Origin of the sequence: Mycolicibacterium bacteremicum, from assembly GCF_002086115.1 — a bacterium.
In the GTDB taxonomy this organism is placed as follows: Bacteria; Actinomycetota; Actinomycetes; order Mycobacteriales; family Mycobacteriaceae; genus Mycobacterium; species Mycobacterium bacteremicum.
Genome location: NZ_MVHJ01000005.1, coordinates 51,557 through 66,295, shown reverse-complemented (window position 1 = coordinate 66,295; position 14,739 = coordinate 51,557). Strand labels below are relative to the sequence as shown.

Genomic DNA, 14,739 nt, shown 5'->3' with positions numbered 1-14,739 from the left:
GTGACCATTTCGGGTGAGGCGCCACAGTCATTTCTTGACCGGGTCGTGCCCCCAGTTCATCAGCGAGTACCGCCAGGCACTGTCCTCGATGTCGCCCTTGGGCCGTTGCGCCAGATGGCGGCGGCAGTAGCCGACGACCTTGCGCATGTGCTTGTAGTCGTCTTCGGACAGGTCGGACTTCTTGGCCTTCAGTATCGAGACGATGTGCCGTCCGCTCTCGTGCCCGGTCGATTCACCCCCGTCCTTCTTCTGCCCGACATCCTTGGAGTCATCGGATTTGAGCCACTTCTCCAGCTCACCGGCCGTCATGTTGACGACGTCCTTGAACTCCTTGTAGGTGCTCTCGTTGTCCTCGTCGCTCACGGGGTGGCCTCGTGTCCGTCGCGGCCCTTGGTCCGGCGATCCTGCTTCATCTCCGCCTCGAAGACATGGCGCCGTCCGTCGGTCAGCTCGTCACGGACCCGCTTCTCGTGTTCGCGCAGGCGCGACCAGTAGTCATCGTCGAACTCCTCGATGATCTGAAATGTCCAGCGGCCCTGCAGCACATTGCGTCCGACCATGTCCTCGGTCAGCCGGTCGGCGATCTCGGCATGGCCGGCATCGCGCAGGGCGTCGCAGGCCTCACCGAGCAGTAGATCGGCATGGCCCATCAGCTGGTGGAACGAGTAGAGATGTCCGCGGGCCCGCTCGACGTACTCCAACGCCTCGGAGACCTTGCCGACGGCCTCGACGGTGTCATCGGAGGCGCCGTCGGGGCGGGCGTGTGCCGCATCGACTGACTTCACGACGATCGCTTCTTCAGCGACTCGGGCTTGTGCACCGCGTCCTTACCGGTCTTGTCGCTGGTGACCTTGTACTGCGGCTCGTCCTTACTGGCGCGCACCGTTCGACCCGCGGTTTCGGTATCCGAGGTGATCTTCTTCTCCACGGTGCCGGGCACGGTGGTGCCGTGGCTCTGCCACGACACCTTGTCGCCCTTCTTGAATTCTTTGCTCATGGCGGCGGGTATACCCGGGCGCACGGCGTCTCATTCACGGTGCCAGCGGCGGCAGCTCCCGGATTCCGAACTCCCGCTTGAGCACCGTGCGCGCCGCGTAGTACCCGGCCATCCCGTGCACGCCGCCGCCTGGGGGAGCGGCCGACGAACACAGGTAGGCCTTCGGTATCGGGGTGGACCACGGATTCCAGCGCGGGGTGGGCCCGGCGATGGCGCTGCGCATGTTGTTGCCACCGACGCCGATATCGCCACCGACAAGGTTGGCGTTGTGGTCGGAGAGCCGGGCGGCCGGCACGCTGCGCACCGCCACGATGATGTCGCGGAAGCCGGGCGCGAACCGCTCGAAGATGTCGATGACGGCCTCGGCCATGTCCACCGTCGACCCCGACGGCACATGCGCGTACGCCCACAGGGGTCGGCGTCCCTGTGTATCGATGCGTCCCGGATCGGCCAGATGCGGCAGCGCGGCGAGCACCATCGGCCACTCGGCGTGCCGGCCGGCGGCGATCTCCTTCTCGGCCAGCGCCATCTGCGCGCGACTGCCACCCAGATGCAGTGTCGGGGCATGCGCCAGGCGCGCATCGCGCCACGGGATCTCACCGGAGAGCACGAAGTCCACCTTCGCCACGCCGGGACCATAGGTGTAGTGCTGCAACGCCTTTGCATACCGCGGCGGAACCGACGAACCGTAGATGGACAGCAGCGCCGTCGGCGCGGTGTCATAGAGCACCACTCCGCCCGGCGGCGTGGTGACCTTCTCGCCGAGCACCAGTTCGCCACCGTGGTCGGCCAGGTCGGCGATCAGCGCATCGGGAATGGCCTGGGATCCGCCGACCGGGATCGGCCAGCCGACCGAGTGGCCGAGGGTGGCCAGCATCAACCCGGCGCCCGAGGCAACCAGCGACGGCATCTGCGAAATCGTGTGTGCCGCAACGCCGGTGAACAACGCCCGGGCATCCTCGCCGCGCAGGGTATTCCACAGCGGACCGCCCTGCAGCAACAGTCGCGGCGCCACCTTCAGTGCCGCGGGGACCGACGGCGGCAGGGATCGCTTGTCGCCGAGGATCAGCCCGACAACGTTGTCGCTGTCGGCGGCCAGCGGGCCCAGCAGCCGGCGCCAGGAGTCCCCGTCGGACAGTTCGGCGGCGGTGCGCTCGATGTCGTGGTATCCCACCGCGGCCGGCCCGTCCGGCAGCGGATTGGCGTAGGCGATCTCCGGCACCGCCAACTGCACGCCGCGTGCCTGCAGGTCGTAGGCGGCGAAGAACGGCGATGCCAGCGCCAGGGGGTGCACGGCCGAGCAGATGTCGTGCGCGACCCCGGAGTACTCGGGGTCGGGCAACGTGCGGGCGCCGCCGCCCGCGGTCGACTGCTCCTCGATGACCCGCACGGACAGGCCTGCGCGAGCCAGGATGACGGCTGCGGTCAGCCCGTTGGGGCCGCTTCCGACGACGGTGACGTCCACGACACCAGTAGACAACATTGCGCGGTGTGTCTGCTCGTTCCGGTGTCGACCGCACCTGACTGTGGTAGCGCCAAGACCCCGTGGCGTCTGTGAGCCCGCAGGCACACATTAGGCTGTAGCGCCGTGAGTCTTCCCGTTGTACTGATCGCCGACAAGCTTGCCGAGTCGACCGTCGCCGCCCTGGGTGACCAGGTAGAGGTCCGCTGGGTGGACGGTCCGGACCGGCCGAAGCTGCTGGCCGCCGTCGCCGACGCCGATGCGCTGCTGGTGCGGTCGGCGACCACCGTCGACGCCGAGGTCATCGCCGCCGCGCCCAAGCTGAAGATCGTCGCCCGCGCCGGCGTCGGCCTGGACAACGTCGACGTCGACGCGGCCACCGCACGCGGTGTGCTGGTCGTCAACGCGCCGACGTCCAACATCCACAGCGCCGCCGAGCACGCGCTGGCGCTGCTGCTGTCGGCAGCCCGTCAGATCCCGGCCGCCGATGCCACCCTGCGTGAGCACACCTGGAAGCGGTCCTCGTTCTCGGGCACCGAGATCTACGGCAAGACCGTCGGCGTGGTGGGATTGGGCCGCATCGGCCAGCTCGTGGCCGCCCGACTGGCCGCCTTTGGTACCCACGTGATCGCCTATGACCCCTACGTCTCGACGGCCCGTGCTGCCCAGATCGGGATCGAACTGGTCGGACTCGACGAGCTGCTGGGCCGGGCCGACTTCATCTCGGTTCACCTGCCCAAGACCAAGGAGACCGCCGGCCTGCTCGGCAAGGAGAACCTGGCCAAGACCAAGCCTGGTGTCATCATCGTCAACGCCGCTCGCGGCGGACTGATCGACGAGCAGGCGCTGGCCGATGCCATCACCGGCGGTCATGTGCGCGCCGCCGGTCTGGACGTGTTCGCCACCGAACCGTGCACCGACAGCCCGCTGTTCGAGCTGCCGCAGGTCGTCGTGACCCCGCACCTGGGCGCCTCGACCGCCGAGGCCCAGGACCGCGCCGGCACCGACGTCGCGGCCAGCGTGAAGTTGGCGCTGGCGGGTGAGTTCGTACCGGATGCCGTCAACGTGGGCGGGGGAGCCGTCGGCGAGGAGGTGGCGCCCTGGCTGGACCTGGTCCGCAAGCTGGGTCTGCTGGTCGGATCGTTGGCCGATGCCGCGCCGGTGTCGCTGTCGGTCCAGGTGCGCGGTGAGCTGGCATCCGAAGATGTCGAGATCCTTCGCCTGTCGGCGCTGCGCGGCCTGTTCTCCGCCGTCGTCGACGAGCAGGTGACCTTCGTCAACGCGCCGGCGCTGGCCAAGGACCGCGGCGTCACCGCGGACATCAGCACCGCCCCCGAAAGCCCCAACCACCGCAGCGTGGTCGACGTCCGCGCCGTGTACGCCGACGGCGGATCGCTCAATGTGGCGGGCACCCTGTCGGGCCCGCAGCTGGTCGAGAAGATCGTCCAGATCAACGGCCGCAACCTGGATCTGCGCGCCGAGGGCTACAACCTGGTGGTCAACTACACCGATCAGCCCGGGGCGCTCGGCAAGATCGGCACCCTGCTCGGCAGCGCCGAGGTCAACATCCTGGCCGCCCAGATGAGCCAGGATGCCGGCGGCGACAGCGCCACGGTGATGCTGCGCCTCGACACCGATGTGCCCGAAGATGTGCGCGCCGCGATCGCCTCGGCGGTCGGCGCCACCACCCTGGAAGTGGTGAACCTCGCATGAGTTCGTTGAACAAGCTGGCGGTCATCGCCGGTGACGGTATCGGTCCGGAGGTCATCGACCAGGCGCTGCGGGTTCTCGACGCGGTGCTGCCCGGCGTCGAACGCACCGAGTACGACCTCGGCGCCCGGCGTTACCACGCCTCCGGAGAACTACTCACCGAGGAGACCATCGAGGAGCTGCGCGGGTTCGACGCGATCCTGCTGGGCGCCATCGGTGATCCGTCGGTACCCAGCGGTGTGCTGGAGCGCGGGCTGCTGCTCAAGTTGCGCTTCGCGCTCGACCACCATGTGAACCTGCGGCCCGGCCGGCTCTATCCCGGTGTGGCCAGCCCACTCTCGGGCGTCACCGGGATCGACTTCGTGGTGGTCCGCGAGGGTACCGAGGGTCCCTACACCGGCAACGGTGGCGCGCTGCGCGTCGGCACCCCGCACGAGGTGGCCACCGAGGTCAGCGTGAACACGGCGTTCGGGGTCGAGCGGGTGGTGCGTGACGCGTTCGCCCGTGCGCAGACCCGTCGCAAGCATCTGACCCTGGTGCACAAGACCAATGTGCTGACCTTCGCCGGCAGCCTGTGGTCGCGGGTCGTCGCCGAGGTCGGGGCGGAGTACCCCGATGTGGAGGTTGCCTACCAGCACATCGACGCCGCCACCATCCACATGGTCACCGATCCGGGCCGCTTCGACGTCATCGTCACCGACAACCTGTTCGGCGACATCATCACCGATCTGTCGGCGGCGGTGTGTGGCGGCATCGGGCTGGCGGCCAGCGGCAACATCGATGCCACGCGCACCAACCCGTCGATGTTCGAGCCGGTGCACGGCAGCGCACCCGATATCGCCGGGCAGGGCATCGCCGATCCGACCGCCGCGGTGATGAGCGTGGCGCTGCTGCTGGCCCACGTCGGTGAGGACGAGGCCGCGGCGCGGGTCGACACGGCTGTCGCCGAGCACCTGGCGACCCGCGGGGACGCGACGCTGTCGACGTCCGCGGTCGGCGACCGGATTCTGTCGCTGCTGTAGATCCCGAGGGTGCACACAGATCGAGGTTCGGCGCCCTGTCTCGACCTGTACGCACCGTCGGTAAAGCGGGATGACCCCGCGATGAGTCCGACAGGTCGAGCCGGTCTATCTGTGCATGGGCTTCATCGACATCGAATTGTTCGCGACGCTGGATCTGGTCGGGCAGGGGCCGGGCGGCCCGGACGAGGACCCGATCGGGTTCCCGTTCGGGGGCTGGCAGGCCCCGTTGATGAACGAGATCGCCGGTGCGCAGGTGGACGCGGCATACGCGGGCACCGATGCGCTGCTGCTCGGCCGCCGCACCTACGACATCTTCGCCGCGTACTGGCCGCACCAGGACGACGAATTCGGCGTGTTGTTCAACAGCATCCCGAAGTATGTGGCGTCCCGGGGTGCACCCGAGCTGACCTGGGCGGGGTCCACGCTGCTGGGCGCCGATCTGGCGGGCGCGGTGCATGAGCTACGGGAGCGGCACAGCCAGGTAAAGGTGGTCGGCAGCCTGAACCTGGTGCAGACGCTGCTGCGGGAGAAGCTGTTCGACCGGATCGATCTGTGGCTGCACCCGATCATGCTCGGTGTCGGCAAGAAGGTGTTCGACGACGGTGTGGTGCCGTCCAATCTCACGCTGCTGCAGCCACCCGAGACATGCCCGACCGGGACGGTGTATCTGCGCTACGGCCTGGCCGACGGGGTGCCCGCGACGGGGGACATGACCGCCCAGGCCTGACCTGCGGTCCGGCAGACACCGACTCACGTCAGCCGAAAAGTCCTTGCGACAGCGCTAGTTCGGGCGTGTGATCGGTTCCGGGTCGGCGGGTACCAGGCGATAGGCGGCGACCGGGAACAGCGCGCACACCGCAAAAGCCAGCGGATAGCCGACCACACCGATGAGTGCGCCGAACAACGGAGAGCCCAGCGCGGTGGCCAGGTGCTGGCTGGTGTTCTGCGTACCCAGTGCGCGGCCACTCCAGAACGGGCCGGCGATCTCGGCGATGGCCGTGAACGCCAATCCGTTGTCCGACACGGTCACCACCGAGGCGATGACCATCAACGCGACACTGACCGGTGAGCCCAGCGCGTCGGTCACGGCAAGCAGTGCCATCGTGACCGACGCGGCGGCGGCGATGTAGCGGATGGGGCGCAGCCGCGAGCCGATGACATCGGACCACCTGCCCGCCGCGATCCGGCCGCCGGCGCCGAGCACCTGGGCGACGGTCACCAGCGCACCGGCCGAGGCCGCCGACCACCCACGGTCGGTCATCAGCCAGACCAGGGTGAAGGTCCACACGAAACCCTGTGGGATGACCAGCAACACGGACACGGCATGGATACGCACCAGCACCGAGGATCCCCGGTACGGGTTGGCCAGATGCTCCGGCGGGGCCTCGGCGCGCGGCGGGCGGGGCGGGTCGAGGACGCCGATGGCGCAGATGACCGCCGCCAGAACGCATGCCAGCGCGGGGAACAACAGTGCGGTCGACACGCCGTGGCTCTCGGCCAGGCGCGGGATCACCAGTGCCCCGATGCCGACGCCCAGCGGTGTCGCGGTCTGTCGGATCCCCATCGCCAGTCCGCGTTGCTCGGGCGGGAACCAGCCGACGACGACGCGGCCGCTCGCGGAATTGCTGCTCGCGGCGGCCATTCCACCGAGCAGCAGGAATGCTCCGACCGCCCACAGCGAATCCACCGAGGCCGCACCGAACGCGAAGGCCGCCGTCAGGGCCGAGCCGACGGTCAGTACGATCCGCTCGCCGACCCGGTCGACCAGCCAACCCCACGCGATCAAGGTCACCACAAGGCCGAAGCTGGGCATCGCCGACAGCAGGCCGGCGGTGGCCAGATCGAGTCCGCGTTCGGTGTGCAGGGTGGGAATGAGAAACGCCGCGCCGTTGATGAAGACGTTGGCACACGTGGTCGCGGTCAACGCGATCACCAGCATCGACCAGCGGCGAGTGGTGCTGATCGGGTCGGACATGACGACCATGCTGCCACGCTCATCTCATGATGCTGAATCAACTTCTCAAAATATGAGAGTCAACACATCGGAGCGTCCCCGCTGACGTGGTCAGCGACCCGCTCACTAGGCTGAATGCATGCGCCTCGGTCGAATTGCCAGTCCAGACGGGGTCGCCTTCGTGGTCATCGAGGGCGACTCCACCAACACTGCGGTGTGCCGTGAGATCGCCGAGCAGTACCTCTCGCGCAACCCCACCTTCACCGGTCGCAGCTGGCCACTGGCCGATGTGCGGCTGCTGGCGCCGATCCTGGCGTCGAAGGTGGTGTGCATGGGCAAGAACTACGCCGCCCATGCCCGCGAAATGGGCGGCGAGGCACCGGAGGATCCGGTGATCTTCCTCAAGCCCAACACCGCGATCATCGGACCCAATGTCGCGATCCAACTGCCCGCCGATGCCCATCCCGTGCACCACGAGGGCGAGTTGGTGATCGTGATCGAGCGTCCGTGTAAGGACGTGCCGGCGGCCAAGGCCGCCGATTACATCCTCGGATACACCATCGCCAACGACGTCTCGGCGCGTGATCAGCAGCAGAAGGACGGTCAGTGGATGCGGGCCAAGGGCCACGACACCTTCTGTCCGGTGGGTCCGTGGATCGAAACGGAGGTCGACCCGAGCGGTCTCGACATCCGCACCGAGGTCAACGGGACGGTGCGCCAGGACAGCAACACCGCGCTGCTGCTGCATGATGTCGGCGCCATCGTCGAATGGGTCTCGGCGGTGATGACACTGCTGCCCGGTGATCTGATCTTGACCGGAACACCCGAGGGCGTCGGGCCCATCGAGGACGGTGACAGCGTCAGCATCACCGTCGAGGGCATCGGTACCTTGACCAATCCTGTTGTGCGGAAGGGAAAGTAATAGTGAGTCCTGTCCGGGTGCGTTTCTGTCCGTCGCCGACCGGCACCCCGCATGTCGGCCTGGTTCGGACCGCCCTGTTCAACTGGGCCTACGCCCGCCACACCGGCGGCGCCTTCGTCTTCCGCATCGAGGACACCGATGCCGCCCGCGACAGTCAGGAGAGCTACGAGGCGATCCTGGACGCGCTGCGCTGGCTCGGACTGGATTGGGACGAGGGCCCCGAGGTCGGCGGTCCGTACGGTCCCTACCGGCAGTCCGAGCGTTCCGACATCTATCGCGAGGTGATCGCCAAACTGCTCGACGCCGGCGAGGTGTATCCGGCCTACTCGACCCCTGAGGAAGTGGAAGCCCGCCATCTCGCGGCGGGCCGTAATCCCAAGCTGGGGTACGACAATCACGACCGCGACCTCACCGACGCCCAGCGCGCCGAGTTCGAGGCGCAGGGCCGCAAGCCGGTACTGCGGCTGCGGATGCCCGACACCGACCTGACCTGGACGGACCTGGTGCGCGGCGAGACCACCTTCGCCGCCGGAGTGGTTCCCGATTTTGCGATCACCCGGGCCACCGGGGATCCGTTGTACACGTTGGTCAACCCGGTCGATGACGCCCTGATGAAGGTCACCCATGTGCTGCGCGGGGAGGACCTGCTGCCCTCCACGCCGCGCCAGCTCGCGCTGTACCAGGCGTTGATCCGGATCGGGGTGACCGATTTCATACCCGAATTCGCGCATCTGCCAAGTGTTCTGGGTGACGGCAACAAGAAGCTGTCCAAACGGGATCCGCAGTCCAATCTGTTCCTGCACCGGGATCGCGGATTCATCCCCGAGGGTCTGCTGAACTACCTGGCGCTGCTGGGATGGGGTATCGCCGACGACCACGATCTGTTCGGCCTCGACGAGATGGTGGCCGCTTTCGACGTGGTCGACGTGAACTCCAACCCGGCCCGCTTCGACCAGAAGAAGGCCGACGCGATCAACGCCGAGCACATCCGGCTGCTCGCGCCGGCGGACTTCACCGATCGGTTGCGTGCCTACCTGCAGGCCCACGGACACGACACCGGACTGGATGAAGCCGCGTTCGCCGAGGCCGCGGCACTGGTGCAGACACGCATCGTGGTCCTCGGCGATGCCTGGGATCTGTTGAAGTTCTTCGACGATGCGAGCTTCGCCATCGATGAGAAGTCGGCGGCCAAGGAGCTCAAGCCCGAGGCTGCCGCGGTGCTGGATGCCTCGCTGACGGCCCTGCAGGCGGTGGGCGAGTGGACCACCGCCACCATCGAGGAGGCGCTCAAGGCGGCGCTGCTGGACGGTCTGGAGCTCAAGCCGAGGAAGGCGTTCGGTCCGCTGCGGGTAGCGGTCACCGGGGCCACCGTCAGCCCGCCACTGTTCGAGTCGATGGAACTGCTGGGCCGCGACCGCAGTGTGGCCAGGTTGGCGGCCGCCAGGGGGCGGGTGTGAAAAGTGGTCCGAAATCTTTGGTAGTCTGCTCGTCGGCCCGATAACCACAGCGGAGCGACCCTCACACGTGGTGATTGGTTCGAAAGATGTCCTGACCTGCAGGGATGGGCATCAAATGGGGTATGGTGTAATTGGCAACACAGCTGATTCTGGTTCAGCCATTCTAGGTTCGAGTCCTGGTACCCCAGCTGTCCGGGCGATTAGGTCTGCTACGAGGTCTGAGCTATGCTGACCGTCCGGAAGTTGTTCTAGCCCCCGTCGTCTAGCGGCCTAGGACGCCGCCCTCTCACGGCGGTAGCGTGGGTTCGAATCCCATCGGGGGTACAGCTGAAGTCCCAGGAGAAATCCTGGGACTTCTTTTGTTTTCGGGTGTGCGGCCGTCACAGGAATCCGATGTTTCCACGGCCGGGCCCGACCGACGGCTCCGGATCGGTACCCAGCGTCTTGTCGAGCAGTTCGTGATACACGTCTCGGAAATCGGTCGTGGTCTTCAGATCACCGTCCTGTAGATCGGTCAGGCTGGGGGCCTCCCCGTAGAAGCCACCGCGGACCGGCTCGCCGACCACCAGAACCGGCCCGGAGGTCCCGTGATCGGTGCCCTGGGTGGCATTGGCGGCCACCCGTCTGCCGAACTCGGAGTAGATCATCGTGACCACCCGCCGGCCGTAGGCGTTGTTGCGCATCTGCTTGAGGAAGGGCGTCAGGGCATCGTTCAGTGCGGTCAGCAGGCGTTGTTGGTCATTGCGTTCGTTGGCGTGGGTGTCGAAGCCGCCCAGGGACACCATGTAAACCTTGGTCGGGACACCGGCTCGCACGCACTGGGCCACCAGCTCAAGATCGTCGGCCAGCTGCCTGCCGAGATCGGTCGCGGCGGACTGGGGCAGTGGGCGGTCGGTGAACGTCCGGAAGGTGTCGTCGGTCACCCGGTAGTCGCGGTAGTCGGCGCGGACCGCCGCCATCGCGGGCGTGTCCATCGGATCCGGTGCGCTCATCGCGTCCAGGACCGCAGACACGTCGGTCGGCATTCGCGGGATGGTGGCCGAAAGCCCCGCCGCGGTGTGCCTTTCGCCGATCGCCAGCGGGGGGAGCACCGTACCGATGTTCACCGCGCGCAGCGGGTCGTCGCCGGTGGTGTCCAGCCAGCGCCCGATCCACCCCGTGGCGGTCGGATCATCCGGCGACGCGGTCTGCCAGATGTCCATGGAACGAAAGTGGCTGCGGTCCTGCCTGGGATAGCCGACGCCGCGGATGATGGCCAGGTTGTCGGTCTGCCACGCCGCGGCCAACCCGGTCAGGGCGGGGTTCAGGCCGACCGCACCGTCGAGATCGAGGGCCGTGCTGGGCGCGAACGCGAGATCAGGACGCGCGTCGTAATACGCGCCGTCGGTGTAGGGGATCACCGTGTTGAGACCGTCGTTACCGCCGTAGAGCGTGAGGATCACCAGGATCCCCGTGTCGGGTGGCAGCGGTTGTTCCTGCGCACGGTCGAACATCTGGGGCAAGGTGACCGCCGCCCCTGCTGCCGCCGCCAGCCCGGCGGCACCCGCGCTGGCCAACAGGAACTTTCGACGATTGATGTCCGGCATGCTCGGTGCCTCCCCTCTGCCTAGACCGTGAGATATTCGGGTGTGTTGACGGCTGCGGTGACCAGGCGGACCGGATTGCCGGCCAACGGCTTCAGAGCCGTGGCGGTGGTGTCCGACCACGCACCGATACCGAGCAGATACCCCGCGGCATCGATGCGATCATCGACGGCGGCGTCCTGCACCAGCGAGACATCGCCGAGCGGGACGAACTGGTCTGCCGCCCATACCCGGGCCGCGGCACTGGTGTTGGACAGCCACACCCGGCCCTGCGGCCACCCGTCGACGTCGGGGGGAGCGAAGGGCCGCTGGCCCATCACCTTGAGTACCACGTCACAGGCGGTCAGGGTCTGCGGACCGTCCAGCGGCACCGACAGCGACCGCAGCATCCCGATCAGCCATTCGACCGGGGTCACCACCGCGGTGCCCGCACCGGCGATGAAATCGGGGTCCATGAAGATGGCCTTGACCAACGCTTTCAGATCGCGATCCGGTCCGTAGGCCGCGACCAGTCGATCCGAGGTGGCGCTACCCGGGTCGGTATCCGAGGCCAGCAGCCGCCACAGCTTGGATGTCACGAAACGCGCCGACGCGGGATGCGCCAGCACGATGTCGCAGAATTCGGTGTCGCCCAGCGGACCCGTGACGCCCAGCACCGTCTTGGTCCCGCTGTCGTGATCGGCTGCCACCAGCTGGGTTCCGTTGCGCAGCGTGTCGACGCGGCCGGTCAGCGCGCGGGCGCCCTCGCGCACGTCCCGTTCGGTGTAACCGTTGTCGTGCCCGAGTGCGAACAGTTCCATGAACTCGCGGGACAGGTTCTCGTTGGGGGCGTCCTTGGTGTTGCCCAGGCCGTCGAGCCAACGCAGCATCGCCGAATCGGTCAGCATGGCGTAGGCCAGGTCACGGAAGTCGCCGAGGGCGTGCGTGCGCAGCGTCTGGTTCTGCGCCGCCATGAACTCCGCGGCCACCACCTTCTCCACCGAGGTGGCGAAATGGTTGTGCCAGACGAATGTCAGCTTCTCGTGGATCGGTTGGTGCACCGCGACCATCCGGCGGACCCACCAGCCGGACAGTTCCTGCATCTGGGCCAGCATGGCGTTGACGAACGGCCCGGTGCTGGCTTCGCTGGCGGGCAGCGCAGGGGTTGCGAAGGAACCCATCGGCGTGGCGAGGGCGCCCGGGTCGGTAGCCGGGTCGAGGTTGAGCACCTCGTCCAGATATGCCGCGCGGTCCCGGCCGACGGCAGCGTCGATCGCCGTTCCGGTCGCACCGAAGCCAGACCGGCGCAGCATTCGCGCGGTGGCCTGCCATTGCGCGGATTGAGAACCCGTGATCAACACCTCCGGCCGGCATCGATGCGCACGGCCGTCTCGAGGATAAGGGCCGCGCCGGCAGTTTGCTAGAGGCGGCGGGTCAAGGCCTCGGAGGCGGCCAACAGGTCGGCGGCCCAGCGCGCGCCGGGTCGGCGGCCCATCCGGTCGATCGGGCCCGATACCGAAATGGCGGCGATCACCGCGCCGCGGCCGTCGCGCACCGGCGCTGAGACGCTGGCGACGCCGGGCTCGCGCTCGGCGGCGCTCTGGGCCCACCCGCGTTTGCGTACCTCGGCCAGCGTGCGTTCGGTGAACTTGGCGGTCGGCAGGATCGCCTGCTGCGACGCCGGATCGCTGTAGGCCAGCAGCACTTTGGCCCCCGACCCCGCCGTCATGGGCAGGCGGGTACCGACCGGGACGGTGTCACGCAAACCGACCGGGGGCTCCAGCGAGGCCACGCAGACCCGCGAATTGCCTTCCCGGCGGTAGAGCTGGACGCTTTCGCCGGTGAGCTCGCGCAACCGCGGCAGCACGGCGGCGCCGGCGGCCAGCAGGGGATCGTTGACCTGGCCGGCCAATTCGGTCAGCGCCGGGCCGAGGCGCCAACGGCCCTCGTTGTCCCGGGCCAACAATCGGTGCACCTCGAGGCCCGCGGCAAGGCGGTGCGCGGTGGCGCGCGGCAGGCCGGTGCGCTCGCACAGTTCGGCCAGCCCGCAGGGCGACTCGGCCACCGTGTGCAGTACGCCCACCGCTTTGTCGAGGACGCCGATACCGCTATCCTGTCTCACAGGGAGATACTAGCGTCCCGCATCGTGAGATCGCCAGCCCGTCACGGCAGGACGCCCGAGTGGAATAGAGATGCCCATGAACCAGCCCAGGCCCAGAACTCTCGCCGAGAAGGTGTGGGACGACCACATCGTGTCCCGCGGCGCCGGCGAAGGCGCGGCCCGAGAACCCGACCTGATCTACATCGATTTGCACCTCGTCCACGAGGTCACCAGCCCACAGGCCTTCGACGGTCTGCGGCTGGCCGGGCGACCGGTGCGTCGGCCGGATCTCACCATCGCCACCGAGGATCACAACGTGCCGACGGTGGACATCGACAAGCCGATCGCCGATCCCGTCTCCCGCACCCAGGTCGAGACGCTGCGCCGCAACTGTGCGGAGTTCGGAATCCGCCTGCACCCGATGGGCGATGCCGAGCAGGGCATCGTCCACATCATCGGCCCGCAGCTGGGGCTGACCCAGCCGGGCATGACGATCGTGTGCGGTGACAGCCACACCTCCACCCACGGAGCCTTCGGCTCGATCGCCATGGGCATCGGCACCTCGGAGGTCGAACACGTCATGGCAACGCAGACTTTGGCCCTCAAGCCGTTCAAGACGATGGCGGTCAACGTCGACGGTGAGCTGCCGGCCGGCGTGAGTGCCAAGGACATCATCCTGGCGGTGATCGCCAAGATCGGCACCGGAGGCGGCCAGGGGCACGTCATCGAATACCGCGGCAGCGCCATCGAATCCTTGTCGATGGAAGGCCGGATGACGATCTGCAACATGAGCATCGAGGCGGGCGCGCGGGCCGGCATGGTGGCCCCTGATGAGACGACCTTCGAGTTCCTCAAGGGCCGTCCGCATGCCCCGACCGGCGCAGATTGGGATGCCGCCGTCGCGGCGTGGAGCCAGTTGCGCACCGACGAGGGAGCCGAATTCGACACCGAGGTGTACCTGGACGCGTCGACGCTGAGCCCGTTCGTCACCTGGGGGACCAACCCCGGGCAGGGTGTTCCGCTGTCCGCCGATGTGCCCGACCCGGAGATGATGCTCAGCGACGACGAGCGCCAGGCCGCCGAGAAAGCGTTGACCTATATGGACCTTCGGGCCGGCACGCCGATGCGGGAAATCGGAGTCGACGCGGTGTTCGTCGGATCCTGCACCAACGGCCGGATCGAGGATCTCCGGGTGGTCGCCGAGATCCTGGACGGCCGCACGCTGGCCGCCGGAGTGCGCATGCTGGTGGTCCCGGGCTCCATGCGGGTGCGCGAGCAGGCCGAATCTGAAGGCCTGGGCGAGATCTTCACCGCCGCCGGGGCCGAATGGCGCCAGGCCGGCTGCTCGATGTGCCTGGGTATGAATCCGGACACACTGGCCCCGGGCGAGCGCTGTGCCTCGACGTCGAACCGCAATTTCGAGGGCAGGCAGGGTAAGGGCGGCCGCACCCATCTGGTTTCGCCCGCGGTCGCCGCCGCGACCGCGGTGCGCGGCACGCTGTCATCTCCGGCCGACCTGGCCCCGATTTCCACGAACCGCTAGGAGTAGCAG

General features: G+C 67.8%; 14 protein-coding genes and 2 tRNA genes. 8 read left to right on the top strand and 8 right to left on the bottom strand.

Annotation, left to right across the window (positions count from 1 at the left end):
- Nucleotides 1-27 precede the first annotated feature (27 nt).
- Genes BST17_RS07520 through BST17_RS07505 form a run of 4 tightly spaced genes read right to left on the bottom strand, consistent with a single transcriptional unit; the run spans nucleotide 28 to nucleotide 2,480 of the window.
- Nucleotides 28-363 (bottom strand): DUF3140 domain-containing protein, encoded by a 336-nt coding sequence (locus BST17_RS07520; protein ID WP_083056732.1) that lies wholly within the window; start codon nucleotides 361-363, stop codon nucleotides 28-30.
- Nucleotides 360-785, bottom strand: coding sequence for a hypothetical protein (locus tag BST17_RS07515; RefSeq protein ID WP_207573586.1), 426 nt, complete (start codon nucleotides 783-785; stop codon nucleotides 360-362). The genes BST17_RS07520 and BST17_RS07515 overlap by 4 nt, the downstream gene beginning before the upstream one ends.
- On the bottom strand, nucleotides 782-997 hold the full coding sequence (locus tag BST17_RS07510) for a hypervirulence associated TUDOR domain-containing protein (protein WP_083056728.1): 216 nt from the start codon (nucleotides 995-997) through the stop codon (nucleotides 782-784). Before BST17_RS07510 ends, BST17_RS07515 begins: the two co-directional genes overlap by 4 nt.
- A gap of 34 nt (nucleotides 998-1,031) precedes the next feature.
- Complete coding sequence (locus tag BST17_RS07505; RefSeq protein ID WP_083056726.1) at nucleotides 1,032-2,480, bottom strand: phytoene desaturase family protein; 1,449 nt, start codon at nucleotides 2,478-2,480, stop codon at nucleotides 1,032-1,034.
- Between the two features lie 105 nt (nucleotides 2,481-2,585).
- Here BST17_RS07505 and serA point away from each other — a divergent pair, with 105 nt between their 5' ends.
- The 3 genes from serA to BST17_RS07490 all read left to right on the top strand — a co-directional run bounded on the left by serA (nucleotide 2,586) and on the right by BST17_RS07490 (nucleotide 5,918).
- Nucleotides 2,586-4,172, top strand: coding sequence for a phosphoglycerate dehydrogenase (gene serA, locus BST17_RS07500; RefSeq protein WP_083056724.1), 1,587 nt, complete (start codon nucleotides 2,586-2,588; stop codon nucleotides 4,170-4,172).
- Nucleotides 4,169-5,191 (top strand): 3-isopropylmalate dehydrogenase, encoded by a 1,023-nt coding sequence (locus tag BST17_RS07495; RefSeq protein WP_083056722.1) that lies wholly within the window; start codon nucleotides 4,169-4,171, stop codon nucleotides 5,189-5,191. The genes serA and BST17_RS07495 overlap by 4 nt, the downstream gene beginning before the upstream one ends.
- Before the next feature lie 115 nt (nucleotides 5,192-5,306).
- The gene (locus BST17_RS07490; RefSeq protein WP_083056720.1) at nucleotides 5,307-5,918 is read left to right on the top strand and encodes a dihydrofolate reductase family protein; all 612 of its coding nucleotides are present in this window, start codon (nucleotides 5,307-5,309) and stop codon (nucleotides 5,916-5,918) included.
- A gap of 54 nt (nucleotides 5,919-5,972) precedes the next feature.
- Here BST17_RS07490 and BST17_RS07485 read toward each other — a convergent pair whose 3' ends face one another.
- Nucleotides 5,973-7,166: an MFS transporter gene (locus BST17_RS07485; protein WP_083057098.1), complete on the bottom strand. Its 1,194-nt coding sequence runs from the start codon at nucleotides 7,164-7,166 to the stop codon at nucleotides 5,973-5,975.
- Between the two features lie 118 nt (nucleotides 7,167-7,284).
- Between BST17_RS07485 and BST17_RS07480 the strand changes: the two genes are divergently transcribed.
- The 4 genes from BST17_RS07480 (at nucleotide 7,285) to BST17_RS07465 (ending at nucleotide 9,848) form a co-directional block, all read left to right on the top strand.
- A complete protein-coding gene (locus BST17_RS07480) occupies nucleotides 7,285-8,067 on the top strand; it encodes a fumarylacetoacetate hydrolase family protein (protein WP_083056718.1) in 783 nt (260 codons plus the stop codon).
- Nucleotides 8,067-9,524 (top strand): glutamate--tRNA ligase, encoded by a 1,458-nt coding sequence (gltX, locus tag BST17_RS07475; protein WP_083056716.1) that lies wholly within the window; start codon nucleotides 8,067-8,069, stop codon nucleotides 9,522-9,524. Before BST17_RS07480 ends, gltX begins: the two co-directional genes overlap by 1 nt.
- Nucleotides 9,525-9,640: 116 nt before the next feature.
- A tRNA-Gln gene (locus BST17_RS07470) sits at nucleotides 9,641-9,712 on the top strand.
- Between the two features lie 63 nt (nucleotides 9,713-9,775).
- Nucleotides 9,776-9,848, top strand: a tRNA-Glu gene (locus BST17_RS07465).
- A 56-nt stretch (nucleotides 9,849-9,904) separates the two neighbouring features.
- Here BST17_RS07465 and BST17_RS07460 read toward each other — a convergent pair.
- The 3 genes from BST17_RS07460 to BST17_RS07450 all read right to left on the bottom strand — a co-directional run bounded on the left by BST17_RS07460 (nucleotide 9,905) and on the right by BST17_RS07450 (nucleotide 13,208).
- Nucleotides 9,905-11,110 (bottom strand): DUF1501 domain-containing protein, encoded by a 1,206-nt coding sequence (locus BST17_RS07460; RefSeq protein ID WP_083056714.1) that lies wholly within the window; start codon nucleotides 11,108-11,110, stop codon nucleotides 9,905-9,907.
- Nucleotides 11,111-11,130: 20 nt separating this feature from the next.
- Nucleotides 11,131-12,399: a DUF1800 domain-containing protein gene (locus BST17_RS07455; protein ID WP_083057096.1), complete on the bottom strand. Its 1,269-nt coding sequence runs from the start codon at nucleotides 12,397-12,399 to the stop codon at nucleotides 11,131-11,133.
- Between the two features lie 107 nt (nucleotides 12,400-12,506).
- Complete coding sequence (locus BST17_RS07450) at nucleotides 12,507-13,208, bottom strand: IclR family transcriptional regulator (protein ID WP_083056712.1); 702 nt, start codon at nucleotides 13,206-13,208, stop codon at nucleotides 12,507-12,509.
- A gap of 76 nt (nucleotides 13,209-13,284) precedes the next feature.
- Between BST17_RS07450 and leuC the strand changes: the two genes are divergently transcribed.
- The gene (leuC, locus tag BST17_RS07445) at nucleotides 13,285-14,730 is read left to right on the top strand and encodes a 3-isopropylmalate dehydratase large subunit (RefSeq protein WP_109750037.1); all 1,446 of its coding nucleotides are present in this window, start codon (nucleotides 13,285-13,287) and stop codon (nucleotides 14,728-14,730) included.
- The last annotated feature ends 9 nt before the right edge of the window (nucleotides 14,731-14,739 follow it).